The sequence below is a fragment of the Pseudomonas sp. UM16 genome, from assembly GCF_050312595.1.
GTDB lineage: Bacteria > Pseudomonadota > Gammaproteobacteria > Pseudomonadales > Pseudomonadaceae > Aquipseudomonas.
In genome coordinates, this window is sequence record NZ_JBNPJT010000011.1 from 46,238 (window position 1) to 71,586 (window position 25,349).

The window sequence follows — 25,349 nt, forward strand, 5'->3', positions numbered from 1 at the left end:
CACTATAGAATGGCCCCAGCGCAACAGACATTGGCATTTAGGCAAGCAAAGAGTGCACCCATGCAATATCAGATCAGTCACGCCGACCTCTCACTGGTACTCGCCCTGGTTCGCGGACGCTCACTGGCAAAGGCCGCCGAGCTGCTGCGGGTGGATGTTTCGACGGTTTTTCGCTCAATTCGGCGCATGGAAGCGGCCCTGGGTACTGCCTTATTCGTGAAAAGCCGCAAAGGTTACATCCCTACCGGCACCGCCCAAGCCCTGGCCGAGCAGGCCGAGCGCGCCGAACAGGCCCTGGATGCTGCACGGGTGGCGCTGGAGCATGGTGAGCAGGTGGTCAGCGGTACCGTTCGTCTGACTTGTACCGATGCCGTGCTGCACAGCCTGTTGCTCCCGGCATTGGCCGAATTCATGCCGGCCTACCCAGCGCTGTCGCTGGAACTGGCGACCTCCAATACCTTCGCCAATCTGAGCCGCCGCGATGCCGACCTAGCCCTGCGCCTGACCAATTCGCCGCCAGAACACCTGGTCGGTCGTTGCCTGGGCTCGGCCTCCTACGTGGTGTGTGGGCGCGAGGAATATCGCGAAAAACTCAAGGAAGCCCCCGCCAGCCTGCCGTGGATCGCCCCGGATGACACCATGCAGGACCACTCCACCGTGGTCTGGCGCAGCGAGCACTTGCCTGGGGTGATGCCGCGCTATCGCTGCAGCAGTATTTCTGCGATTGCCCAATTGGTAACCGCAGGCCTGGGCGTGGCGGCGCTGCCCGACTACATGGCCAACACCCTGCCGGGTGTGGAGCCGCTGAGCGATGCCCTGCCGGGATGCGATACTGAGCTATGGCTGCTGACCCGACCCGATTGCCGCGCATTGCGCTCAGTCCAGACCCTGTTCGACGAACTCACGCCGCGCCTGCGCGATGCCCTCAGTCGGCAGTAGCCGCCAGGCTACGACCTGTAGATATCAACAACGGCCAATTCAACACCACCACAAGACAGTTGAATTAGAGCCCTATAACTGGGTATTGTCGGCTTATCAAGGACTCGAAATGAAATCAGCGCTTCCCTAAAGGCTGGTGATTTTTTAAACTATCGAGTCCGCTCGCCCATTCGGGCTGAACACCGCATTTGCTACTTGAGGAAGACCATGGCCCGCGTAACCGTTGAAGACTGCCTAGAACACGTGGATAACCGTTTTGAGCTGGTCATGCTCTCTACCAAGCGTGCCCGTCAGCTGGCCACCGGCGGCAAAGAGCCGAAAGTGGCATGGGAAAACGACAAACCTACGGTCGTTGCCCTGCGTGAAATCGCCGAAGGCATTTGCACTCCTGAATTCATGGCCGCTGAAGCCATTATCGAAGTCGAGCCTGCTTTTGCCTTCGGTAGTGAGGAAGAGGCCAACGAGGCCGTCTAAGCCTATGCCTGGTCGACGCAGTACGGCGCGTGTCCTCGTCCCTCGGCAGGAGATAACCCCATGCCGAGCATAGACGCCCTCGCCGATCGCTTGTCGACCTACCTCGGCGCAGACCAGGTCAACCTGGTGCGCCGAGCGTACTTCTACGCCGAACAAGCCCACGATGGCCAACGCCGTCGCAGTGGCGAAGCCTACGTCACGCATCCGCTGGCGGTGGCAAGCATTCTTGCCGACATGCACATGGACCATCAGAGCCTGATGGCCGCCATGCTCCATGACGTGATCGAAGACACCGGCATCGCCAAAGAAGCTCTCAGCTCGCAATTTGGCGAGACCGTGGCCGAACTGGTCGATGGGGTCAGCAAACTGACCCAGATGAACTTCGAGACCAAAGCCGAAGCCCAGGCGGAAAACTTCCAGAAAATGGCCATGGCCATGGCCCGGGATATCCGCGTGATCCTGGTCAAGCTGGCTGACCGTCTGCACAACATGCGCACCCTTGAGGTGCTGTCAGGCGAAAAGCGTCGGCGCATCGCCAAAGAAACCCTGGAAATCTACGCCCCCATTGCCAATCGCCTGGGCATGCACAGTGTGCGCGTTGAATTCGAAGACCTCGGTTTCAAGGCCATGCACCCGATGCGCTCCGCGCGCATCTACCAGGCGGTCAAGCGCGCTCGTGGCAACCGCAAGGAAATCGTCAACAAGATCGAAGAGTCGCTGGCCCATTGCCTGGCTGTCGACGGTATCGAAGGCGAAGTCAGCGGCCGACAAAAGCACCTCTATGGCATCTACAAGAAGATGCGCGGCAAGCGCCGCGCCTTCAACGAGATCATGGATGTCTATGCGTTCCGCATCATCGTCGACAAGGTAGACACCTGCTACCGCGTGCTCGGCGCCGTACATAACCTGTACAAGCCGCTGCCCGGACGTTTCAAGGACTACATCGCGATCCCCAAGGCCAACGGCTATCAGTCGCTGCACACCACCTTGTTCGGCATGCACGGTGTACCGATCGAAATCCAGATTCGCACCCGCGAAATGGAAGAGATGGCCAATAACGGCATTGCTGCCCATTGGCTGTACAAGTCCAGTGACGACGAACAACCCAAGGGCACCCATGCCCGTGCCCGCCAGTGGGTCAAAGGCGTGCTGGAAATGCAGCAGCGCGCGGGCAACTCCCTGGAATTTATCGAAAGCGTGAAGATCGACCTGTTCCCGGACGAGGTCTACGTGTTCACGCCAAAAGGCCGGATCATGGAGCTGCCCAAAGGCTCCACAGCGGTCGATTTTGCTTATGCGGTGCACACCGATGTCGGCAACAGCTGCATTGCCTGTCGGATCAATCGCCGCCTGGCGCCGCTGTCCGAACCGTTGCAAAGCGGCTCGACAGTCGAGATCGTCAGCGCACCCGGTGCGCGCCCGAATCCTGCCTGGCTCAACTTCGTGGTCACCGGCAAGGCCCGCACGCACATCCGCCACGCGCTCAAGCTGCAGCGCCGTTCCGAGTCCATCAGCCTCGGCGAACGCCTGCTGAACAAGGTGCTCAATGGCTTCGACAGCGCCTTGGACAAAATTCCCCAGGAGCGCATCCAGGCCATGCTCAGCGAGTACCGCCTGGAGCAGCTCGAGGATATGCTCGAAGACATCGGCCTGGGCAACCGCATGGCCTATGTCGTCGCCCGCCGCCTGCTGTCCACTGAGGGCGAGCAGTTGCCGAGCCCTGAAGGGCCGCTGGCGATCCGTGGCACCGAAGGCCTGGTACTCAGCTACGCCAAGTGCTGCACACCGATCCCGGGCGACCCGATTGTCGGCCACCTGTCGGCCGGTAAAGGCATGGTTGTGCACCTGGAAAACTGCCGAAACATCAGTGAAATCCGCCACAACCCGGAGAAGTGCGTGCAGCTGTCCTGGGCCAAGGATGTCACCGGCGAATTCAATGTCGAGTTGCGTGTCGAGCTGGAACATCAACGCGGCCTGATCGCTCTGCTGGCCAGCAGCGTCAACGCCGCCGACGGCAACATCGAGAAAATCAGCATGGACGAGCGCGATGGTCGCATCAGCGTGGTCCAACTGGTGGTCAGTGTTCACGACCGCGTGCACCTGGCCCGCGTGATCAAGAAACTACGCGCCCTGACCGGAGTGATCCGCATCACCCGCATGCGCACGTAGCCCAATAACAGCAAGGAGTCATCATGTCCAAGACCGTCATCACCAGCGACAAGGCCCCAGCCGCCATCGGCACCTACTCCCAGGCGATCAAGGCCGGTAACACGGTGTACATGTCCGGCCAGATCCCGCTGGACCCGAAAACCATGGAACTGGTTGAAGGCTTCGAAGCCCAGACCGTGCAAGTCTTCGAAAACCTCAAGGCCGTTGCTGAAGCTGCTGGTGGTTCGTTCAAGGACATCGTCAAGCTGAACATCTTCCTGACCGACCTGAGCCACTTCGCCAAGGTCAACGAGATCATGGGCAAATACTTCGAGCAGCCGTACCCGGCACGCGCCGCCATCGGCGTTGCTGCGCTGCCACGTGGCTCGCAAGTTGAAATGGACGCGATCCTGGTCCTCGAGTAATACCCCCGCGCGGCGGGTCGCCCGGCCCGCCCTCGCTTTGCCCCGGAAAGGACCCCGATATGCGTCACGCGCTCGCCCTGACCCTGGCTGCCGCACTGCTGAGCGGATGCGCTAGCCACAAACCTGAAGACTACAACGGCATCTGGATCAACCAGAAAGCGATTGATAGCGCCGCCAAAGGCGTCAGCCTGCGCCAAGCCCTGCGCGACAACGGCCCGAACTTCGAATGGAAGCTCAATATCGCTGCTGGACAAGCCAGCGTTGATAATGGCTTTGAGCTCGGGGAAGGCCAGCTCACGGCCGGTGACAAGCAATACCAGGTGATATTTCCTGGCAACCACGTTGAGACCCTGACGCTGAAGGGTGACGAACTCGTCCAGAACACCAGCCAGTGGTCGCCACAGCAAAGCTTCGAAAAAGCCCGCACCCCTGCGCCAATGGGGGCTCGCACCGGCACCACCTTTGAACAGGCCCTGTACAGTGCCTACCTGGGTGGTGAATGGAAGATCATGGCAGGCCCAGGCCAGGGCGGAACGGTGCATTTTCGCGACAATGGTGTTGTCGAGGGCTTGCCCAGCCTGGACCGCTATGCACTTTGCCTGGCTGGCGACTGCGCTGACATGAGCGGCGCCAACGACAGCCTCTGGCTAGAGCGCAATCAGCGCGGCGCGCCGTATATCTTCAAGCGCGACGGCGATCAGCTGGAAATTCTGCGCGCCCTCAACAGCGCGCAGCCTGATGAAAAACCGCAACTCAGCCCTGGCCCTCGCCAGTGGCTACTCGAGCGCGACTGACTCAGCCTTTGCCTTCCAGGATCGCTGCATAGCCTTCCTGGTAGCTCGGGTACTGTGGCACCCAGCCCAGCGCCCGAGCGCGGGCATTGCTGCAACGCTTGCTGCCGGTACGGCGCACCCGCTCCTGCTCCGACCAATGCGTGACCCCCATGTATTGGCGTAGCCAGGCCACCACTTCGGCCAACGCTGCTGGCGCATCGTCCACACCGATGTAGCAATCCTCCAACGCCTGCCCCTGGGCGTCAGCCTTGAGCAAAAAAGCGAGCAAGCCGGCGGCGTCGTCAGCATGAATGCGATTGGCGTACAGCGGCGGCTCTTCGGTTACTCGATAACCCTGACGCACCTGACTGAGCAACCACTCACGACCCGGACCATAGATTCCGGTCAAGCGCACGATGGTCGCCGGAATGCTGCTGGCCAACGCCAAGCGTTCAGCCTCCAGCATGACCGTTCCGGTGTAATTGTGCGGTTCGGTTACCGAGTTTTCATCGATCCACTCGCCCTCCTGCTGCGCATATACACCGCTACTGGAAACGAACAGCAAGCGCCGCGGCTGCTGGCCCCGCTCGGCCAACCAGCTCAGAACATGGCGCAGCCCTTCAACATAAGCGGCCTGATAACCCGCCTGATCATGCTGGCTGGCGGCTACGCAATAGACCAGATAGTCCGGCGCGGCAACCGGCCAGGTGTCAGGGCAGCGGCTGTCGAACATGTCGCCAGCCACGCCTTTCACCCCTTCAGGAATGTGCCCGATGCTGCGGCGCAGCCCGCTGACCTGCCAGCCATCGGCCAGCATTTGCTTGGCCAGACGGCCACCGACATCGCCACAACCGACGACCAGAACTGAAGGCGCAGACATCCTGAAACTCCAAAAATCAAAGGCCCAGCCTATCCAAATAAATCGATAGGCGGCTAGCTATAGTGGAAAAAAAGTAACTTTATTACTTCTGCTAACAAGAATTACTTGCAATAATGGCCGCCCAAATTTTGTTCTCGGCCTGTCTCGAGGCCTAGAAGGACAAGCACCTCTTTCTTCTTCATCAGGTCCGGCCAGCATGACACGTATTCAACCTTCCGCTTCGCCAACCACGCCGCGCGCATGGCGCGCCATTGCCGCGCTGATGCTCAGCCTGGTCATGGCCCCGGTTGCACTGGCCGATGAGCCGACCACCCCTGCCGCCACTCCCGCTGCCGCCGTAGCCCCTGCTGCGTCCGGCGCCAGCCAGCCAGCAACCCCGGCCGATCCTGCTGCAAACCCGGCCGCCGCTGCCGCCGCGCCAGTTGATGGTCAGCCCGTCAGCGAAGCCGAAGAAGTCGAAGCACTGGTCGAAGACACCAGCCTGGGCATGGCCCACGACCTGTCGCCATGGGGGATGTACAAAAACGCCGACATCGTGGTCAAAATCGTCATGATCGGCCTGGCCATTGCCTCGATCATCACTTGGACCATCTGGATCGCCAAGGGCTTCGAGCTGATGGGCGCCAAGCGTCGCCTGCGTGGCGAGATCGCTGCCCTCAAGCGTGCTACCACCCTCAAGGAAGCCAGCGAAGGCGCCAACAAGGAGGGCACCCTGGCTCACGTCCTGGTCCATGACGCCTTGGATGAAATGCGCCTGTCGGTCAATGCCCGCGAGAAAGAAGGCATCAAGGAACGTGTCAGCTTCCGCCTTGAGCGCTTGGTAGCCGCCAGCGGCCGTAACATGAGCAGCGGTACTGGCGTACTGGCGACCATCGGTTCCACCGCACCGTTCGTTGGTCTATTCGGTACCGTGTGGGGCATCATGAACAGCTTCATCGGCATCGCCAAAACCCAGACCACCAACCTCGCTGTTGTTGCCCCTGGTATCGCCGAGGCCCTGCTGGCCACTGCGCTGGGCCTGGTTGCAGCGATTCCGGCGGTCGTGATCTACAACGTCTTCGCCCGCTCCATTGCCGGCTACAAAGCCCAGGTATCGGATGCTTCGGCTGAAGTCCTGCTATTGGTCAGCCGCGACCTGGATCATCAGCCAGGTGAACGCGCCACTGCACCTCACATGGTGAAAGTGGGGTAATCCATGGGCCTGCATCTTAACGAAGGTGGCGACGACCTCGCCGAGAACCACGAAATCAACGTCACGCCGTTCATCGATGTGATGTTGGTCCTGCTGATCATCTTCATGGTGGCAGCGCCTCTGGCAACCGTTGATATCAAGGTCGACCTGCCCGCCTCCACCGCCAAACCGGCGCCGAGGCCAGAGAAACCGATATTCCTCAGCGTCAAGGCCGACCAGAATGTCTATGTTGGCGAAGAGCAGGTCCAGCGCGAGCAGCTCGGTGCAGTACTCGACGCCAAGACCAAGGGCGATAAAGACACCACGATCTTCTTCCAGGCTGACAAAGGCGTGGATTACGGCGATCTGATGGAAGTCATGAATTCGCTGCGCGCGGCCGGTTACCTGAAAGTCGGTCTGGTCGGGCTTGAGACGGCAGCCAAGAAATGATCAAGACGCGCCATAAGCTTGCGCGTTACGGCACTAGTCTGGCGGTTGTGCTGGGTATCCATGCCATCGCCGTGCTGCTGACGCTCAATTGGTCGGTCCCCCAGGCAATCGAGTTGCCGCCTGCGGCAATGATGATCGAAATGGCACCGATGCCGGAGCCCGCACCGCCACCGCCCCCTAAGGTGGTGACCCCGCCACAGCCGCCAGCACCGGTCGAAGAACCGCCGTTGCCGAAGCTAGCCGAAGCGCCAAAGCCGAAGATTGCTGTTGCCAAACAGGTCAAGCCAAAAGCTAAACCGCAGCCGCCCAAGCCTGAGAAAAAGCCTGAGCCGCCGCAGGAAAAGCCTGCCGACGAAGAAGTGGTCGATACCCCACCGACGACTGCGCCGACGCAAAAATCGGCGGCTCCAGCGCCGAGCATCGCCACCAACAGCAATGCCCTGCCGACCTGGCAGAGCGACCTGCTGCGTCACCTGGCGAAGTACAAACGCTACCCGGAAAACGCCCGGCGCATGCGCATGGAAGGCATCAACCGGCTGCGTTTCGTGGTCGATGGCGAAGGCAAGATCCTGTCTTACACCCTGGCTGGCGGGTCGGGCAGTGCAGCACTGGATCGGGCAACATTGGAGATGATCCGTCGCGCCCAGCCGGTACCAGCACCGCCGAAAGAGTTGCTCACCAACGGCAGCATTGAAGTGATTGCGCCTTTCGTCTACTCGTTGGACAAACGCTAACGCTTTGTTTCTGTCACAAACAAGCAACTCTGATAACGTGCGTCTATCGATTGCAGCCGCTATGCTGGGGCCGCAACTTCATGGACGCACGTTATGACCCTCACAGAATTGCGCTACATCGTCACCCTCGCCCAAGAGCAACACTTTGGCCACGCCGCCGAACGCTGCCACGTCAGCCAGCCGACCCTGTCGGTGGGCGTGAAAAAGCTTGAGGACGAACTCGGTGTACTGATCTTCGAGCGCAGCAAAAGCGCGGTACGCCTGACTCCAGTTGGCGAAGGTATCGTCGCTCAGGCCCAGAAGGTCCTGGAACAAGCCCAAGGCATCCGCGAACTGGCCCAGGCCGGCAAGAATCAGCTGACCGCGCCGCTGAAGGTCGGGGCGATCTACACCGTCGGTCCGTACCTGTTCCCGCACCTGATCCCGCAGCTGCACCGGGTCGCCCCGCAGATGCCGCTGTACATCGAAGAAAACTTCACTCACATCCTGCGCGACAAGCTGCGCAACGGTGAGCTGGACGCGGTGATCATCGCCCTGCCATTCAACGAGGCCGATGTTCTGACCTTGCCGCTGTACGATGAACCGTTCTATGTGTTGATGCCCAGCGAACACCCGTGGACCAAGAAAGACACCATCGACGCCAGCCTGCTCAACGACAAGAGCCTGCTGCTGCTCGGTGAAGGCCACTGCTTCCGCGACCAGGTGCTCGAAGCCTGTCCTACGCTGGCCAAGGGTAGCGACGGCGCCAAACACACCACCGTCGAGTCCAGCTCGCTGGAGACCATCCGCCACATGGTGGCTTCCGGTCTTGGCGTGTCGATCCTGCCGTTGTCGGCGGTGCACAGCCATCACTATGCCCCTGGCGTCATCGAAGTACGCCCATTGAGCCCGCCAGCACCCTTTCGCACCGTGGCGATCGCATGGCGCGCCAGCTTCCCGCGGCCGAAAGCGATCGAGATCCTCGCCGACTCTATCCGCCTGTGCTCGGTGGCCAAACCCGCTGTGAGCCAGTAGGAAGTCGCCATGCCGGAGTTGTCCCAGGTATCGGTGACTGCCTTGAAGGGCGTGGGCGAAGCCATGGCCGAGAAGCTCGCCAAGGTCGGCCTGGAGAACCTCCAGGACGTGCTCTTCCACCTGCCCCTACGCTATCAGGACCGCACCCGTGTGGTCCCGATCGGCGCCCTGCGCCCTGGCCAGGATGCGGTCATCGAAGGCGTGGTCAGCGGCACCGACGTGGTCATGGGCAAGCGCCGTAGCCTGTTGGTACGTCTGGGTGATGGTACTGGCGTGTTGAGCCTGCGTTTCTACCACTTCAGCAACGCGCAGAAGGAAGGCATGAAACGCGGCACCCATCTGCGCTGCTACGGCGAAGCACGTCCCGGTGCCTCGGGCCTGGAGATCTACCATCCGGAGTACCGCGCCCTGACTGGCGACGAACCGGTACCGGTGGAACAGACCCTGACACCGATCTATCCAACCACCGAAGGTCTGACCCAACAACGCCTGCGCCAGCTGTGCCAGCAGAGCCTGGCGATGCTCGGCCCGCGCAGCCTGCCCGACTGGATGCCAGCCGAACTGGCTCGGGATTATCAACTGGCGCCACTCGCCGACGCCATCCGCTACCTGCATCACCCGCCCGCCGATGCCGATGTCGATGAGCTTGCCGAAGGCCAGCACTGGGCCCAGCATCGTCTGGCGTTCGAAGAGCTATTGACCCATCAGTTATCGCAGCAGCGCCTGCGCGAAAGCCTGCGCGCACAACAGGCACCGGTACTGCCCAAAGCCACACGCTTGCCCCAGCAATACCTGGCCAACCTCGGATTTTCCCCGACTGGCGCCCAGCAACGGGTCGGCAACGAGATAGCCTACGATCTCAGCCAGCCGGAGCCGATGTTGCGCCTGGTCCAAGGTGACGTTGGTGCCGGCAAGACCGTGGTTGCCGCCCTCGCGGCCCTGCAGGCCCTGGAGGCCGGCTATCAGGTCGCGCTGATGGCCCCCACCGAGATTCTCGCCGAACAGCACTTCGTGACCTTCAAGCGCTGGCTGGAACCACTGGGCATTGAAGTCGCCTGGCTGGCCGGCAAGCTCAAGGGCAAGGCCCGGGCCAGTGCTCTGGAACAGATTGCTGGTGGTGCCCCCATGGTGGTCGGGACCCATGCCCTGTTCCAGGAAGAAGTGAAGTTCAAGAATCTGGCCCTGGCGATCATCGACGAACAACATCGTTTCGGCGTTCAGCAACGCCTGGCCCTGCGCCAGAAAGGTGTCGGCGGCCAGCTCTGCCCGCACCAGCTGATCATGACCGCAACGCCGATCCCGCGCACCCTGGCAATGAGCGCCTACGCCGACCTGGACACCTCGATCCTAGATGAGTTGCCGCCCGGACGCACCCCGGTCAACACCGTGCTGGTGGCTGACAGCCGCCGTTTCGAAGTGGTCGAACGGGTGCGTGCTGCCTGCGCCGAAGGACGTCAGGCGTATTGGGTCTGCACCCTGATCGAAGAGTCTGAGGAGCTGACCTGCCAAGCCGCGCAAACCACCTTTGAAGAGCTCGGCAGCGCCCTGGGCGAGTTGCGTGTCGGTCTGATCCACGGGCGCATGAAGCCCGCCGAAAAGGCCGCAGTCATGGCGGAGTTCAAACAAGGCCACCTGCAATTACTGGTGGCGACCACGGTAATCGAGGTCGGTGTCGATGTACCCAACGCCAGCCTGATGATCATCGAAAACCCCGAACGCCTGGGCCTGGCCCAACTGCACCAGTTGCGTGGCCGGGTTGGCCGCGGCAGCGCCGCCAGCCATTGTGTACTGCTCTACCATCCGCCGCTGTCACAAATAGGCCGTGAGCGCCTGGGGATCATGCGCGAAACCAACGACGGCTTCATCATTGCCGAGAAAGACCTCGAATTGCGCGGCCCGGGTGAGATGCTGGGCACCCGCCAGACCGGCCTGTTGCAGTTCAAGGTCGCCGACCTGATGCGAGATGCCGACCTGCTACCGGCGGTACGTGATGCCGCGCAGGCGTTGCAGGCACGTTGGCCGGAGCATGTCAGCCCGCTTCTGGAGCGTTGGCTGCGCCATGGCCAGCAATATGGACAGGTGTGACGCCCGTCCCAGAATGGATCCAGCTGAAGGCTCAAGCTGGTTATACTCTTGCGATTGTAAAATTTCTGGATGCAGACCATGACTGAAGTTGCCTTGGACACCGCAACCCCCCACGCTCCGTCTGTTATCCGGCTGCTGCTGGAAAAGCTCGGCATCGCCTATCGCGAAGTACTCGACCGCCCCAACCTGTTGCCTGAGCGCAAGGTCCAGGCGGTGCTGCTCGATGACGAAGTCGGTGCACTGATGGTGTTGTTCCCGCAGAACCAACTGCTCGACCTCAATCGCTTGGCCGAACTGACCGGGCGCAAACTGGCCGCCGTGCCACTGGACCGCCTCAAGCACATGCTCGACAAGCATGGCCTGAAGAAACTCCCTGGCCTCCCGGCGCTCACCAGCTCACCGTGCCTCTATGAAGAGAGCCTGCTCAAGCCTGAGCGACTGCTGGTGCATTCCGGTGAAGACGGTATGCTGCTGGAATTCGAGCGCGATGACTTCAAGACAATGCTCAGCAAAGCCAGCACCGGTAACTTTGGCGAGCCTCTGAGTAGCATCCGCCCGAACCTTGATCGCCCGACTGACGACCGCGAAGAGATCAGTCAGGCAGTCCAGGCGTTTACCGCTCGACGCATCCAGCAGCGCCTGGAAAACACCATCGAGATTCCACCGCTGGCGGAAACCGCGCAAAAGATCATCAAACTGCGCGTCGACCCCAATGCAACCATCGACGACATCACTGGCGTGGTCGAGACCGACCCGGCCCTGGCCGCCCAGGTGGTCAGTTGGGCCGCTTCGCCCTACTACGCCTCACCCGGCAAGATTCGCTCGGTGGAAGATGCCATCGTCCGCGTGCTGGGCTTCGATTTGGTGATTAACCTGGCGCTGGGCCTGGCCCTGGGCAAAACCCTGAGCCTGCCTAAAGACCATCCACAGCAAGCGACGCCTTACTGGCAACAGTCGATCTACACGGCTGCGGTGATCGAAGGTCTGACCCGCGCCATGCCCCGCGCCGAACGGCCAGAAGCTGGCCTGACCTACCTCGCCGGGCTGCTGCACAACTTCGGCTACCTTTTACTGGCACATGTCTTCCCGCCGCACTTCTCGCTGATCTGCCGTCACCTGGAAGTCAACCCGCACCTGTGCCACAGCTATGTCGAACAGCACCTGCTGGGGATCAGCCGCGAACAAATCGGCGCCTGGTTGATGCGCATGTGGGACATGCCCGAGGAACTGGCCACCGCACTGCGCTTCCAGCATGACCCGCATTACGACGGTGACTATTCCGCTTTCCCCAATCTGGTGTGCCTGGCGGTGCGCCTGTTGCGCACCCGCGGCATTGGCTCCGGCCCGGATCAGCCGATCCCTGACGAGCTGCTGGAGCGCTTGAACATCAGCCGCGAGAAGGCTGATGACGTGGTGAACAAAGTGCTGGAAGCAGAAGCGCTGCTGCGCGAACTGGCCTCACAGTTCAGCCAGCACTAAGCGCATGGCCTGACCGGACAGGTCAGGCCTTTTTCTTCGGTTTCAGGTACTTCATCAAGCCCTGAAACCAGATCACCAGTGCCGGATTGCCCTTGATCTGGATGCTCTTGTCCTGAATTCCCTGCATGAATGCCAGTTGCTTGTTCTTCGCTTGCAGCGTGGCAAAGCCGAACGCCGCATCCTTGAAAGCAATGGCGAATGCCGGCTGCGGGTGTGTACCGGACTGGCTGCTGATGCGCAGGTCTTTGACAATGAAATGCCGCGCAACCTTGCCGTCGAGGGTCTGCAGTTGGAACACCAGATTCTTGTCGGCCAATTGCTGCTGGAACGCCGGGTTGTTGCGGCTGGCTTTGGCCATCAACAGCCCCATGGCCCAAAGGAGAAAGCGAAACTTCATGTGCACGCCTCGGCTAAAAAGTGACTGGCGAAGCAGTTTATAGTCTCGCTACAAAAACACCATACTTTGCCGCTCATTTCGCGAAGATCAGCGCTGTTTCCTCTGTAACCGCGTAATTCCCCAAGCAACCACCAGCCAATAAAAACGGGCACCGTATCGGGTGCCCGTTTCTCAAGGCGATCAACCCATGTGAGGCATCACGGATTGACGCTGTCCTTCAGGGATTTACCTGGCTTAAAGGCAACGGTGTTGCTGGCTTTGATTTTGACGGGCTCACCGGTCTGCGGGTTCTTGCCAGTGCGGGCACCGCGATGGCGCTGCAGGAAGGTACCGAAGCCGACCAGCGTCACACTGTCCTTGCGATGCAGGGCGCCGGTGATTTCTTCGAGCACGGCGTTGAGCACGCGATTGGCTTGCTCTTTGGTGAGGTCGGCCTTTTCAGCGATAGCTGCGGCGAGTTCTGGTTTGCGCATAGTGAAGCCTCTTAGACGGTTTTTTGTTGTTATGCCGTGCTGCTCTTCGAGAACAGCGCCCAAGGCACCGCAGGCTCTAAACTGCGGCAGACGGGAGTGAGAATGGCATGCCGTCCGGGGCCGCGCCAGTCTCTGGGCGGCCATTGTTGAGGCAAAACAAGGGGAAATACGACAGAACGCCAGCTATTTACGCCATCAGCGCCGGAAGTTGCCGATTTAGAGCGAGCTTCTCCATCACTGCCGAGCCTGTCAGGGCATAGCCCAGCAAGTTGCCGTCGGCATCATGGCAGAGCACCTTGAGGTCAATGCCCTGGCCTTCGACTTGCCAAGTGCCATCGCTGCCATGGGGTGGCGGCGAGACCACCAGTGGGCAGGCAGGCGTTTTCACCGTCACTGGCATCGGACCATAGGCGACCGCTGTCGGGTTACCGACCAAGGTTTGCGCCAAGGCGCGTGCACAGTTCATCAGCGGCATGACATACAGCAGATTGAGACCGTCGACTTCAGCGCAGTCGCCCAGAGCGTAAATATTGGCATGGGAGCTGCGCAGCTGGCGGTCGACCACCACGCCACGATTGACCTGCAATCCTGCGGCGGCGGCAAGGTCGATTCGTGGGCGCAGGCCTACAGCGGAAACCACCAGGTCGCAGGGTATTAGCGTGCCATCGGACAGGTGTGCTTCCAGACTTCCGGCAACCCGCTGCAGGCGGGTCAGCACTGGCCCCAGATGGAAACGCACGCCTAGCCCTTCCAAGCCCGCCTGCACAGCGCCAGCTGCCGCCGGGTGCAGCAAGGTCGGCATGACTTGCTCGCAAGGCGCTACCAACTCAACCTGGAAGCCGCCCAGGCTCATGTCATTGGCGAACTCGCAACCGATCAGTCCGGCGCCAAGGATCAGTACCCGCTGCTTACCGACAGCCGCAGCACGGAAACGGGCATAGTCCTCCAGATCATTGATCGGGAAGATCGCCTCAGCGGCGTCGCCTTCAACCGGAACTTGCACGGTTTGCGCGCCCCAGGCCAGGATCAGGTCACGATAGGCCACCTGTTCTTCACCAATCCACAGACGCTTGTGGCCCGGATCGATGCCACTGATACGGGTGTGGGTGCGCACTTCAGCCTTGAGCTGTTCAGCCATGGCACCCGGTTCGGCCATGCTCAGACCGTCGGCATCCTTGTTCTTGGCGAAACCTGTGGACAACATCGGCTTGGAATAGGAACGGCCGTCGTCAGCGGTAATCAACAGCAGCGGCGTCTCGCTGTCGAGCTTGCGAAATTCACGGGCCAGGTTGTAGCCCGCCAACCCTGTACCGACAATTACCACGGGTGCCGTCATGCCGTATTTCCTTGCGTCCTGGTTAAATTGTGATCAGCCGATGGCGATCATTTCGAAGTCCATCTTGCCCACGCCGCAGTCCGGGCACAGCCAGTCTGCTGGGACGTCTTCCCAACGGGTGCCAGGGGCGATGCCATCATCCGGCCAGCCCTCGGCCTCGTCGTAGATCAGGCCGCAAACAATACACTGCCACTTTTTCATCACACACTTCCTCAACAAACCCAGACTTTTGAGTGGCCGCTCTCTGGGTAATTACAGTGGCGACCCTCTAAGAAGGGGGCTTTGTACTGGAGCCAGGTGCCAGCATGCAAGCCGGATCGGGCAATCATGCTAAGCTCGCGGTCTCTTTGGCCTGTTAATCCATACCATCGTGCCGTACGAAACATCGCAAGCGCCCGCTGCAGAATGGTTGCAGTACTCTCAGGTAGCAGACAGCGCAACGCCTGCGCTCCTCGACTGGTTGTTCGATCAAGGATCATTGACCCGTCGCCTGACTCGATTATCCGCCGATCACTTTTCTGTTACACCCCTTTACGAGGGCTGGCAGCCCCTGCGTGACGATGAATGTCAGGCACTGGAACTGCCGCTCAACAGTGAAGGCTGGGTGCGTGAAGTGTATTTGCGTGGCCACGGCCAGGCCTGGGTATTCGCCCGTAGCGTCGCGGCGCGCAGCGCCCTGGAAAGTGGTGGGCTGGACATGGAAGCGCTGGGCAGTCGCTCCTTGGGCGAACTGTTGTTCTGCGACCAGGCCTTCACCCGCCGCGCCATTGAAGTCTGTCACTACCCCAGCGCCTGGTTGCCGGCCCTCGACGCCAGCGACACACTCTGGGGGCGGCGCTCACGTTTCGACCGCGCGGCGCTGAGCGTATTGGTTGCCGAAGTTTTCCTGCCAGCGCTGTGGCAGGATGCTGAAATTTCTGGGGAGGTCCACTGATGTACGTGCAGCTGCTCAAGTCGCTCAATCGTCTGCATCCACGGGCCTGGGACTTTATTCAGCTGAGCCGCATGGACCGCCCGATTGGTATCTACCTGCTGCTGTGGCCCACCCTCTCGGCGGTTTGGATCGCTGCCAAGGGCACGCCAACGCTGGCCAACGCACTGATCTTCACCCTCGGCGTGGTGCTGATGCGAGCCGCAGGTTGTGCGATCAACGACTTCGCCGACCGCAAAGTCGATGGTCACGTCAAGCGCACTGCCGATCGCCCATTGGCAGCGGGCCGAATCAATGCAAGGGAGGCGCTGACGCTGTTTGCCGTATTGGTTGGCGCCAGCTTCCTGTTAGTGCTGTGCACTAATGCCAAGACGGTCTGGCTGTCGTTCGGCGCAGTCGCCCTGGCCGCCTGTTATCCGTTCATGAAGCGCTACACCTACTATCCGCAAGTGGTGCTCGGCGCGGCCTATTCCTGGGGTATCCCCATGGCCTTCACCGCCGCCAACGGTGAACTGCCGGCTGTTGCCTGGCTGCTGTACATCGCCAACCTGTTGTGGACCGTGGGTTACGACACCTATTACGCCATGGTTGACCGTGATGACGACCTGAAGATCGGGGTCAAATCCACCGCGATCCTGTTTGGTGAGGCCGACCGTGTCATCATTCTGACCCTGCAGGTACTGTCGTTGGGTTGCTTGCTGCTGGCCGGTAATCGCTTTGAACTGGGCGGCTGGTTCCATTTCGGATTGCTGGCCGCCTTGCTGTGTTTTGCCTGGGAGTTCTGGTCGACCCGGAAGCTGGACCGCGAATCCTGCTTCAAGGCCTTTTTGCATAACCATTGGGCCGGGCTGCTGGTATTCATCAGTATCGTCATCGACTACGCAGCGCGCTGACTGCCCGCAGGCAGCCAGCGCTGGCTTACGATTACTTGATCACGTGCCAGACATCCTTCATGCCATCGCCGGTCATGTCTCCGGCTTTCTTATCTTTGACAAAGGTGTACACAGGTTTACCTTTGTAAGCCCATTGCATCGAACCGTCGTCGCGCTTGATCTGTGACCAACCCTCTTCGGCTTTGTCACCTTCCTTGGCCATCAGCGGCGGCCAGTTCTTGGCACACTCATCGTTGCACATGGATTTGCCACCCGAATCCTTGTCGAAGGTGTACAGCGTCATGCCGGCATGATCGACCATCACACCGTCTTTCATCATGGTGTGATGGGCCGACGCGATCCCCGGCAAGGCCAGAGCCACCGCAGTGCAAAGCGCCATCCAGTTCAGCGTATGTCGTGTCATTGGATCCACCGTGTTTCTCGGGATAGGGAATTTAAGCCTAGCCCAGTAACCGAATGTTGCAGCGATGCCCACGACCTGTCACACGACTGCAATAATTCCGTTATCTAATGCGGGCCAATACACCGTTAATGGAAGAGGTTTAAGCATGGTTGGCAGAAACATTCTGATCGTTGACGACGAAGCGCCAATTCGCGAGATGATCGCCGTTGCATTGGAAATGGCCGGCTATGACTGCCTGGAAGCAGAAAACTCTCAGCAGGCCCACGCCATCATCGTCGACCGTAAGCCGGACCTGATCCTGCTCGACTGGATGCTCCCGGGCACCTCGGGCATCGAGCTGGCCCGCCGCCTCAAGCGCGATGAACTGACCGGCGATATTCCGATCATCATGCTCACCGCCAAGGGCGAGGAAGACAACAAGATCCAGGGTCTTGAAGTCGGTGCTGATGACTACATCACCAAACCGTTCTCGCCGCGCGAGCTGGTCGCTCGTCTCAAGGCCGTTCTGCGCCGCGCCGGGCCAAGTGATGGCGAAGCACCGATCGAGGTCGGCGGCCTGCTGCTCGACCCGATCAGCCACCGGGTGACCATTGATGGCAAGCCAGCCGAAATGGGCCCGACTGAGTACCGCCTGCTGCAGTTTTTCATGACTCATCAGGAGCGCGCCTACACCCGTGGCCAATTGCTCGATCAGGTCTGGGGCGGCAACGTCTATGTCGAGGAGCGTACTGTCGACGTGCACATCCGTCGCCTGCGCAAGGCGCTGGGTGAGGCTTACGAAAATCTGGTACAAACAGTCCGCGGAACCGGATACCGCTTTTCAACCAAAAGTTGACTTGTGCGGCAAGTTACAAGCTGCAAGCCTCATGTAAGAGCAAATGCAACAGTCGATCCGCTTCAAACTTGCAGCTTGGTGCTTGCAGCTTGCAGCTGATCCGCTAAGGATCCCTTGTGAACCAAAACTGGCATGGCACCCTGATTCGCCACATGCTGTTGCTGATCACCGCCTGCTTGCTGGTTGGCTTGATCAGCGGCTACTACGGCTGGAGCCTGGCCGTGGGCCTGGCGCTGTACCTGGGCTGGACGCTCAAGCAGTTGCTCCGCCTGCATGAGTGGCTGCGCCTGCACAAACCCGATGAGGCACCGCCCGATGGCTACGGTCTGTGGGGCGAAGTATTCGACAGCATCTATCACCTGCAACGTCGCGACCAACGTGTGCGCGGCCGCCTGCAAGCGGTGATCGACCGCGTGCAGGAGTCTACCGCTGCGCTCAAGGACGCGGTGATCATGCTCGACAGCGACGGCAATCTGGAATGGTGGAACCGCGCCGCCGAAACCCTGCTCGGCCTGAAAACCCCACAAGACAGTGGCCAGCCTGTCACTAACCTGGTTCGCCACCCACGCTTCAAGGAGTACTTCGAACAGGAGAACTACCTCGAACCGCTGGAAATCCCCTCGCCGATCAATGATCGCCTGCGTGTGCAGTTGCACATCACCCGCTATGGCAATAACGAGCACCTGATGCTGGTGCGCGATGTCACCCGCATCCATCAGCTGGAACAGATGCGCAAGGACTTTGTAGCCAACGTCTCGCACGAACTGCGCACACCGCTGACAGTGATTGCTGGCTACCTGGAAACCTTGCTCGACAACGTCGAAGAGGTAAACCCGCGCTGGGTGCGGGCCCTGCAGCAGATGCAACAGCAAGGCGGGCGCATGCAGACGTTGCTCAACGACCTGCTGTTGCTGGCCAAGCTTGAAGCCACCGACTACCCCTCGGATAACCAGCCGGTAGCGGTTGAAGCCTTGCTGCAATCGATCAAAGGTGATGCCCAGGCCTTATCTGGGCAGCGTAACCAGCGCATCACCCTGGAGACTACCCCGGGTATTCAGCTCAAGGGCAGCGAAGCAGAGCTACGCAGCGCATTCTCCAACCTGGTCTTCAACGCGGTCAAATACACCCCGGACGAAGGCCAGATCCGCATTCGTTGGTGGGCTGACGAACAGGGCGCGCACTTGAGCGTGCAGGACTCAGGCATCGGTATCGACGCCAAGCACCTGCCGCGCCTGACCGAGCGCTTTTACCGGGTCGACTCCAGCCGCGCCTCCAACACCGGCGGCACCGGTTTGGGCCTGGCGATCGTCAAGCACGTACTGTTGCGCCATAGGGCGCGTCTGGAGATCAGCAGCGTGCCCGGTCATGGCAGCACCTTTACCTGCCATTTCGCTCCCGTGCAGATTGCCCAGCGTCTAGCCTCGTGAAGGCTCGCCCCTAGGCAATCGCGCCTTCACCCGCTACATTGACGGACCTGTGCCAGCGAATGCTGGCACTGCATTTCTTTCTTTTTTCAAATGACGGACCCCGTAAAACCCCATCATGGACCCTTCCCCTGGTATTAGCCTCACCTCACTTTTCGCCGATTTCGGCATGATTCTTTTTGCTCTGCTGCTGGTGCTGCTCAACGGTTTCTTCGTTGCGGCCGAGTTCGCCATGGTCAAATTGCGCTCGACCAAGGTCGAGTCAATTGCCGTGCAGCATGGCTGGCGTGGGCAGATCCTGCGCACCGTACACAATCAGTTGGACGCCTACCTTTCCGCCTGCCAGTTGGGAATCACCCTGGCGTCCCTGGGCCTGGGCTGGGTCGGTGAGCCGGCCTTTGCGCACCTGCTCGAACCGTTGCTGGCCGCTGTCGGCGTGCAATCGCCAGAAGTGATCAAGGCAGTGTCGTTCTTCAGCGCCTTCTTCGTGATTTCCTATCTGCACATCGTGGTCGGCGAGTTGGCACCCAAATCCTGGGCAATTCGCAAACCGGAACTGCTGTCGCTATGGACTGCAGTGCCGCTGTACCTGTTCTACTGGATGATGTACCCGGCCATCTACCTGCTCAACGCCAGTGCCAACGCCATTTTGCGTATCGCTGGCCAAGGTGAACCCGGCCCCCACCACGAGCACCATTACAGCCGCGATGAGCTGAAGCTGATCCTCCACTCCAGCCGTGGCCAGGACCCCAGTGACCAGGGCATGCGCGTACTGGCTTCGGCAGTGGAAATGGGCGAGCTGGAAGTGGTCGACTGGGCCAACTCCCGCGAAGACATGGTGTGCCTGGACGCTCACGCGCCGCTCAAGGAAATCCTCGCGATGTTCCGTCGGCACAAATTCAGCCGCTACCCGGTATTGGATGCCGAGCGCGGTGAATTCGTTGGCCTGCTGCACATCAAAGACCTGCTGCTGGAACTGGCTGACCTCGAGCATATCCCTGAGTCGTTCAACCTCGCTGAACTGACCCGGCCGTTGGAGCGCGTGTCGCGTCACATGCCCCTGGCCCACTTGCTGGAGCAGTTCCGCAAGGGCGGCGCACATTTTGCCCTGGTCGAAGAAGCCGATGGCAAGGTGATTGGCTACCTGACCATGGAAGACGTGCTGGAAGTGCTGGTAGGTGACATCCAGGACGAACACCGTAAGGCCGAACGCGGCATCCTCGCTTACCAGCCAGGCAAACTGCTGGTGCGCGGCGACACGCCGCTGTTCAAGGTTGAGCGCCTGCTCGGCGTGGACCTCGATCATATCGAGGCGGAAACCCTTGCTGGCCTGGTCTATGAGACCCTAAAGCGGGTGCCCGAAGAAGAAGAACTGCTGGAAGTCGAAGGCCTGCGCATCATCATCAAGAAGATGAAAGGCCCGAAAATAGTCCTGGCCAAGGTCCTCAAGCTCGATTGAGGCGTTTCAGGGATTGCCGGGTTTCGCCAGTGGAGCGGTGACCTCATCGCCGGCATGGCCAGCGATGAGGGCTTATCGATCAGGCGCCGGGCACGAAGTGTTTCTGAGCGGTGCCGCGGGCAATGAGGCGCGACAGGTAATCCAGTTTCTGCGCATCCTGGTCCACGAACTTGAAGGTCAACTGCAACCAGTCACTGTCGGGTTTGGGCTCCAGTGCCGCCACCGCATGCAGGTAACCATTGAGACGAGCGATCTCGGCGTTCTCGCCCTGCTCCAGGTCGAGAACCGCCCCTTCGAGCACCTGAGGCAGGGTTTCGCCACGGCGCACCACCAGCAGCGCCTCCTTGAGGCTCAGGGCCTTGATCACGCAGGGCTGAACACCGCTTGGCAGGCGCAACTGGCCTTGGCCACGACCCGCTGGGGCAGCGGCAGCAGGCTTAGGCGTGTTGATCTGCGGCTTGCTCACCGCCACGGGTGCCACAGGCGCCGCAGGTTTTACCGTTTCGGCACGACCGCCAGTCAAGGCGCTCAGCGAATCGTTGGCGAACGCCGAGTTAACCCGGGTCGGTGCACTGGCCAGCAACGTATCGAGCTTGCCAACCTTGGTCAGGGCCTTTTTCACCTTAGTCAGCAGTTGCTCATTGGTGAATGGCTTGCCAACGAAGTCGGAGACCCCCGCCTGAATCGCCTGAACCACGTTTTCCTTGTCACCGCGGCTGGTCACCATGATGAACGGCAAGGTCTTCATCGACTCCTGCTGGCGGCACCAGGTCAGCAACTCCAAGCCAGACATTTCCGGCATTTCCCAGTCACACAGAACCAGGTCAAAGGCTTCGCGCGCCAGCAATGTCTGAGCCTTGCGGCCGTTGACCGCGTCTTCAATGACAATTCCCGGGAAATAGTTGCGCAGGCACTTCTTCACCAGGTCACGAATGAACGGCGCATCATCCACAACCAACACACTGACTTTACTCATCGCCACTCCTATTGAATCCCGACTAGCATAACGCTGACTGATGGCCATTTGCCAAACATTGGCTCACGCCGGGACTCGTGGTTTCGTTCGCGGCTGCCTTGAGGTGCTCGCCCCACAAACGAAAACGCCCGGCTGAGGCCGGGCGTTGTTACTCGGGGGCAGTCTTACTTATCGTCAGCTTGAGCCGGAACATTAGCCTTTTCGCTGCCGCCCTCGACCTCTTCTTTCATCCGCTTCAGGCCCAGGTGACGCACGTCAGTACCGCGCACCAGGTAGATCACCAGCTCGGAGATGTTGCGAGCGTGGTCGCCAATCCGCTCCAGCGAACGCAGAGCCCAGATCACGCTGAGTACCCGCGAAATCGAGCGCGGATCTTCCATCATGTAAGTGACCAGCTCGCGCAGCGCGGTCTTGTACTCGCGGTCGATGGTCTTGTCGTACTGAGCGACCGACAGCGCCAGGTCGGCGTCGAAGCGGGCAAAGGCATCCAGGGCGTCACGCACCATGTTGCGTACCTGGTCGCCGATGTGCCGGACTTCAACGTAGCCACGTGGCGACTCGCCCTCTTCGCACAACTGAATCGCCCGACGGGCGATTTTGGTCGACTCGTCGCCGATACGCTCCAGGTCGATCACCGACTTAGAAATACTGATGATCAGGCGCAGGTCGGAAGCGGCAGGCTGACGACGAGCGAGAATGCGCACACATTCCTCGTCGATATTGCGCTCCATCTGGTTGATCTGATCATCGACTTCACGCACCTGCTGAGCCAGACCAGAGTCGGCCTCGATCAGCGCAGTGACGGCGTCGTTAACCTGCTTCTCGACCAGGCCGCCCATCGCCAGGAGGTGGCTGCGAACCTCTTCAAGTTCGGCGTTGAACTGCTGGGAGATATGGTGGGTAAGGCTGTCTTTATTGATCATGCTTTCGCTCCGCGAAAAAGCTGCAAGCTACGAGCTGCAAGCTTCAAGTCATACGTGTTATGCCATGCACCGCCGTCTTCTTGCCGCTTGCCGCCTGCAGCTCGAAGCCGTCGCTCAAAGAGCGACTAGCCGTAACGACCCGTAATGTAATCTTCGGTCTGCTTCTTCGCCGGGTTGGTGAACAACGTGTCGGTATCACCAAACTCGATCAGCTTGCCCATGTACATGAACGCGGTGTAGTCGGAAACCCGCGCCGCCTGTTGCATGTTGTGGGTAACGATAACGATGGTGTACTTGGACTTCAGCTCGTAGATCAGTTCTTCGACTTTCAGCGTCGAAATCGGGTCGAGTGCCGAGCACGGTTCGTCGAGCAGCAATACTTCTGGCTCTACGGCGATGGTACGGGCAATCACCAGACGCTGCTGCTGACCACCGGACAGGCCCAGTGCCGATTCGTGCAGACGGTCCTTGACCTCTTCCCACAGGGCCGCGCCCTTGAGTGCCCACTCGACTGCTTCGTCGAGCACGCGCTTCTTGTTGATGCCCTGGATGCGCAGACCGTAGACCACGTTCTCGTAGATAGTCTTAGGGAACGGGTTAGGCTTCTGGAACACCATGCCGACCCGGCGGCGCAACTCGGCAACGTCTTCGCCTTTGCGGTAGATGTTGTTGCCGTAGAGGTTGATCGCGCCGTCCACACGGCAGCCGTCAACCAGGTCGTTCATGCGGTTGAAGGTACGTAGCAAGGTCGACTTACCACAGCCGGACGGGCCGATGAAGGCGGTCACACGCTGTTTCGGGATGTTCATGCTGACGTCGAACAGGGCTTGCTTCTCGCCGTAGTACAGGCTCAGGCCAGGTACTTCGATGGCCACAGTTTCATCGGCCAGGTGCAGGCTCTGCTTGGTACGACCCAAGGCCGACATATCGATACCGTGGGTGTGGGATTCATGCTGCATGGTCAGACTCCATACGCTATCTATTTCGTTTCATCGAACCGCCCGGCACAACACACAGGCGGCACTTGCAAAATGTTGTATCGATCAATGATCCAGCGCTTTGTACTTCTCGCGCAGGTGGTTACGAATCCACACCGCTGACAGGTTGAGCGTGGCGATTACCAGCACCAGCAGCAACGCGGTGGCGTACACCAGCGGCCGCGCGGCCTCGACGTTGGGGCTCTGGAAGCCGACGTCGTAGATGTGGAAGCCCAGGTGCATGATCTTCTGGTCCAGGTGCAGGTACGGATAGTTGCCGTCCACTGGCAGCGATGGCGCCAGTTTCACGACCCCCACCAGCATCAGCGGTGCCACTTCACCGGCGGCACGAGCCACCGCGAGGATCATGCCGGTCATCATCGCCGGGCTGGCCATTGGCAGAACGATCTTCCACAGGGTCTCGGCCTTGGTTGCACCCAACGCCAGCGAACCTTCACGCACCGTACGCGGAATACGTGCCAGGCCTTCTTCAGTGGCCACGATCACCACGGGTACTGCCAGCAACGCCAGGGTCAACGAAGCCCAGAGCAGGCCCGGAGTACCGAGGGTTGGCGCGGGTAATGCCTCAGGGAAGAACAGTTGGTCAAGCGAGCCACCCAGTACATAGACAAAGAAGCCCAGACCGAATACACCGTAAACAATCGCTGGAACACCGGCGAGGTTGTTCACCGCGATACGAATCAAACGAGTGACCGGCCCCTGACGCGCATACTCACGCAAGTAAACCGCTGCCAGCACACCGAACGGGGTGACGATCACGGCCATGATCAAGGTCATCATCACCGTACCGAAGATGGCCGGGAAGATCCCGCCTTCGGTGTTGGCTTCACGCGGGTCGTCGCTAAGGAATTCCCAGACCTTGGCGAAGTACACACCCATCTTGGTGAAGAAGCCCATGCCATTGGGCTGGTAGGCGTGAACCACCTTGCTCAGGTTGATCTCGACTTCACGGCCGTTGCCATCCTTCGCCACCAGGCTGTCGCGACCGAAGTCCTGGTGCAGGCTGCCCAGACGCTCTTCGATAGCCTTGTAGCGATTGTTCAGCTCGGCGCGTTCGGCGTCCATGTCAGCTTGAGCAGCCGCATCGAGCTTGCCGGCAAGTTCCAGCTTTCGAGCCTGCAGGCGCAGACGCTCAAGGCCGTAGTTGATGGCACCGATGTCCTTCTTCTCAAGCTTTTGCAGGTCGCCAGCCAGCTTGTCGGCACGCTTGAGGCGTGCCTGCAGCTCAGCCCAGGCCGCCTGGCCTTCAGCGACGACCTTGCCGTTTTCCTTGACGCTGACCAGATAACCGTAAAAGTTACCCCACTCACGGCGCTCCAGCGCAATCAGGTCGACCGGCTTTTTCTGGTCGATCAACCATTCGCCAACCACCCAGGTGAAGTCGCTGCCATTGAGGTCACGGTTGCCGACCTTGATCAGCTCACGGGTCATGAACTCCGGGCCCTCATCCGGCACCGGCAAGCCGGCACCCTTGAGGCGCGCACGCGGCACTTCTTCCTTCTGCACCACTTCACCGACGACGATATGACTCGCCTGGCCCGGTACGTTGTAGCTGGCCTGAATCAAGTCGGCTGGCCAGAAGTGACCCAGACCGCGTACGGCGATCACCGAGAGCAGACCAATGGTCATGATCACAGCGATGGCGACGGCGCCACCGCTGATCCAGACGCCAGGGGCGCCGCTCTTGAACCAGCTGTTGAGGGAATCCTTTTTCACGGATCTCTACCTT

At 60.3% G+C, this 25,349-nt stretch carries 26 protein-coding genes; 16 read left to right on the plus strand and 10 right to left on the minus strand.

From position 1 onward, the window contains the following. Positions 1 to 60 precede the first annotated feature (60 nt). From ACQRAX_RS14565 to ACQRAX_RS14585, 5 genes are all read left to right on the plus strand, one after another. A complete protein-coding gene (locus tag ACQRAX_RS14565; protein WP_412040362.1) occupies positions 61 to 939 on the plus strand; it encodes a LysR family transcriptional regulator in 879 nt (292 codons plus the stop codon). A 207-nt stretch (positions 940 to 1,146) separates the two neighbouring features. After that, positions 1,147 to 1,413, plus strand: coding sequence for a DNA-directed RNA polymerase subunit omega (gene rpoZ / locus ACQRAX_RS14570; RefSeq protein WP_412040363.1), 267 nt, complete (start codon positions 1,147 to 1,149; stop codon positions 1,411 to 1,413). Between the two features lie 60 nt (positions 1,414 to 1,473). After that, positions 1,474 to 3,582 carry a bifunctional GTP diphosphokinase/guanosine-3',5'-bis pyrophosphate 3'-pyrophosphohydrolase gene (gene spoT, locus ACQRAX_RS14575; protein WP_412040364.1) on the plus strand — a complete coding sequence of 703 codons (2,109 nt, stop codon included), beginning with the start codon at positions 1,474 to 1,476 and terminating at the stop codon, positions 3,580 to 3,582. Between the two features lie 23 nt (positions 3,583 to 3,605). After that, entirely contained in the window at positions 3,606 to 3,986 is a 381-nt protein-coding gene (locus ACQRAX_RS14580; protein ID WP_045186183.1) for a RidA family protein, read from the plus strand. Between the two features lie 59 nt (positions 3,987 to 4,045). After that, complete coding sequence (locus ACQRAX_RS14585) at positions 4,046 to 4,780, plus strand: hypothetical protein (RefSeq protein WP_412040365.1); 735 nt, start codon at positions 4,046 to 4,048, stop codon at positions 4,778 to 4,780. A 1-nt stretch (position 4,781) separates the two neighbouring features. Here the strand turns inward: ACQRAX_RS14585 and ACQRAX_RS14590 are convergent, their stop codons facing one another. Then, positions 4,782 to 5,639 (minus strand): SDR family oxidoreductase, encoded by an 858-nt coding sequence (locus tag ACQRAX_RS14590; RefSeq protein WP_412040366.1) that lies wholly within the window; start codon positions 5,637 to 5,639, stop codon positions 4,782 to 4,784. Between the two features lie 196 nt (positions 5,640 to 5,835). On the opposite strand from ACQRAX_RS14590, the gene exbB reads away from it, so the two are divergent. The 6 genes from exbB (at position 5,836) to ACQRAX_RS14620 (ending at position 12,572) form a co-directional block, all read left to right on the plus strand. Further along, entirely contained in the window at positions 5,836 to 6,831 is a 996-nt protein-coding gene (exbB, locus tag ACQRAX_RS14595) for a tonB-system energizer ExbB (RefSeq protein WP_412040367.1), read from the plus strand. A gap of 3 nt (positions 6,832 to 6,834) precedes the next feature. Further along, positions 6,835 to 7,260, plus strand: coding sequence for a TonB system transport protein ExbD (gene exbD / locus ACQRAX_RS14600; protein WP_412040368.1), 426 nt, complete (start codon positions 6,835 to 6,837; stop codon positions 7,258 to 7,260). After that, entirely contained in the window at positions 7,257 to 7,994 is a 738-nt protein-coding gene (locus ACQRAX_RS14605) for an energy transducer TonB (protein ID WP_412040369.1), read from the plus strand. Before exbD ends, ACQRAX_RS14605 begins: the two co-directional genes overlap by 4 nt. A gap of 93 nt (positions 7,995 to 8,087) precedes the next feature. Next, on the plus strand, positions 8,088 to 9,008 hold the full coding sequence (locus tag ACQRAX_RS14610) for a hydrogen peroxide-inducible genes activator (protein ID WP_107024495.1): 921 nt from the start codon (positions 8,088 to 8,090) through the stop codon (positions 9,006 to 9,008). A 9-nt stretch (positions 9,009 to 9,017) separates the two neighbouring features. Continuing rightward, positions 9,018 to 11,093 (plus strand): ATP-dependent DNA helicase RecG, encoded by a 2,076-nt coding sequence (recG, locus tag ACQRAX_RS14615; protein WP_412040370.1) that lies wholly within the window; start codon positions 9,018 to 9,020, stop codon positions 11,091 to 11,093. A 78-nt stretch (positions 11,094 to 11,171) separates the two neighbouring features. Next, the gene (locus ACQRAX_RS14620; protein ID WP_412040371.1) at positions 11,172 to 12,572 is read left to right on the plus strand and encodes an aminoacyl-tRNA deacylase and HDOD domain-containing protein; all 1,401 of its coding nucleotides are present in this window, start codon (positions 11,172 to 11,174) and stop codon (positions 12,570 to 12,572) included. Positions 12,573 to 12,594: 22 nt separating this feature from the next. On the opposite strand, the gene ACQRAX_RS14625 is transcribed toward ACQRAX_RS14620, so the two are convergent. The 4 genes from ACQRAX_RS14625 to ACQRAX_RS14640 all read right to left on the minus strand — a co-directional run bounded on the left by ACQRAX_RS14625 (position 12,595) and on the right by ACQRAX_RS14640 (position 14,979). After that, on the minus strand, positions 12,595 to 12,969 hold the full coding sequence (locus ACQRAX_RS14625; RefSeq protein ID WP_412040372.1) for an SCP2 sterol-binding domain-containing protein: 375 nt from the start codon (positions 12,967 to 12,969) through the stop codon (positions 12,595 to 12,597). 197 nt (positions 12,970 to 13,166) lie between these two features. Continuing rightward, positions 13,167 to 13,442, minus strand: a complete 276-nt coding sequence (locus tag ACQRAX_RS14630) for an HU family DNA-binding protein (protein ID WP_003213368.1) — start codon at positions 13,440 to 13,442, stop codon at positions 13,167 to 13,169. A gap of 187 nt (positions 13,443 to 13,629) precedes the next feature. Continuing rightward, complete coding sequence (locus ACQRAX_RS14635; RefSeq protein WP_412040373.1) at positions 13,630 to 14,778, minus strand: NAD(P)/FAD-dependent oxidoreductase; 1,149 nt, start codon at positions 14,776 to 14,778, stop codon at positions 13,630 to 13,632. 33 nt (positions 14,779 to 14,811) lie between these two features. Continuing rightward, positions 14,812 to 14,979 (minus strand): rubredoxin, encoded by a 168-nt coding sequence (locus ACQRAX_RS14640; protein WP_028942479.1) that lies wholly within the window; start codon positions 14,977 to 14,979, stop codon positions 14,812 to 14,814. Positions 14,980 to 15,148: 169 nt separating this feature from the next. On the opposite strand from ACQRAX_RS14640, the gene ACQRAX_RS14645 reads away from it, so the two are divergent. Then, on the plus strand, positions 15,149 to 15,712 hold the full coding sequence (locus ACQRAX_RS14645) for a chorismate--pyruvate lyase family protein (RefSeq protein WP_412040374.1): 564 nt from the start codon (positions 15,149 to 15,151) through the stop codon (positions 15,710 to 15,712). Then, positions 15,712 to 16,602, plus strand: coding sequence for a 4-hydroxybenzoate octaprenyltransferase (ubiA, locus tag ACQRAX_RS14650; RefSeq protein WP_412040375.1), 891 nt, complete (start codon positions 15,712 to 15,714; stop codon positions 16,600 to 16,602). Before ACQRAX_RS14645 ends, ubiA begins: the two co-directional genes overlap by 1 nt. Before the next feature lie 31 nt (positions 16,603 to 16,633). Here ubiA and ACQRAX_RS14655 read toward each other — a convergent pair whose 3' ends face one another. Beyond that, a complete protein-coding gene (locus ACQRAX_RS14655) occupies positions 16,634 to 17,005 on the minus strand; it encodes a COG4315 family predicted lipoprotein (RefSeq protein ID WP_412040376.1) in 372 nt (123 codons plus the stop codon). A 145-nt stretch (positions 17,006 to 17,150) separates the two neighbouring features. Between ACQRAX_RS14655 and phoB the strand changes: the two genes are divergently transcribed. The 3 genes from phoB to ACQRAX_RS14670 all read left to right on the plus strand — a co-directional run bounded on the left by phoB (position 17,151) and on the right by ACQRAX_RS14670 (position 20,723). Next, complete coding sequence (gene phoB, locus ACQRAX_RS14660) at positions 17,151 to 17,840, plus strand: phosphate regulon transcriptional regulator PhoB (protein WP_028942483.1); 690 nt, start codon at positions 17,151 to 17,153, stop codon at positions 17,838 to 17,840. A 116-nt stretch (positions 17,841 to 17,956) separates the two neighbouring features. Beyond that, positions 17,957 to 19,267 carry a phosphate regulon sensor histidine kinase PhoR gene (gene phoR / locus ACQRAX_RS14665; protein WP_412040377.1) on the plus strand — a complete coding sequence of 437 codons (1,311 nt, stop codon included), beginning with the start codon at positions 17,957 to 17,959 and terminating at the stop codon, positions 19,265 to 19,267. Between the two features lie 115 nt (positions 19,268 to 19,382). Continuing rightward, on the plus strand, positions 19,383 to 20,723 hold the full coding sequence (locus ACQRAX_RS14670) for a hemolysin family protein (RefSeq protein ID WP_412040378.1): 1,341 nt from the start codon (positions 19,383 to 19,385) through the stop codon (positions 20,721 to 20,723). A gap of 79 nt (positions 20,724 to 20,802) precedes the next feature. Here the strand turns inward: ACQRAX_RS14670 and ACQRAX_RS14675 are convergent, their stop codons facing one another. The 4 genes from ACQRAX_RS14675 to pstA all read right to left on the minus strand — a co-directional run bounded on the left by ACQRAX_RS14675 (position 20,803) and on the right by pstA (position 25,336). Then, entirely contained in the window at positions 20,803 to 21,699 is an 897-nt protein-coding gene (locus ACQRAX_RS14675) for a response regulator (RefSeq protein ID WP_412040379.1), read from the minus strand. A 164-nt stretch (positions 21,700 to 21,863) separates the two neighbouring features. Then, positions 21,864 to 22,622, minus strand: coding sequence for a phosphate signaling complex protein PhoU (gene phoU, locus ACQRAX_RS14680; protein ID WP_412040380.1), 759 nt, complete (start codon positions 22,620 to 22,622; stop codon positions 21,864 to 21,866). Positions 22,623 to 22,747: 125 nt separating this feature from the next. Next, on the minus strand, positions 22,748 to 23,581 hold the full coding sequence (gene pstB / locus ACQRAX_RS14685) for a phosphate ABC transporter ATP-binding protein PstB (RefSeq protein WP_412040381.1): 834 nt from the start codon (positions 23,579 to 23,581) through the stop codon (positions 22,748 to 22,750). An 84-nt stretch (positions 23,582 to 23,665) separates the two neighbouring features. Further along, entirely contained in the window at positions 23,666 to 25,336 is a 1,671-nt protein-coding gene (gene pstA / locus ACQRAX_RS14690; protein ID WP_412040382.1) for a phosphate ABC transporter permease PstA, read from the minus strand. Positions 25,337 to 25,349: the final 13 nt, after the last annotated feature.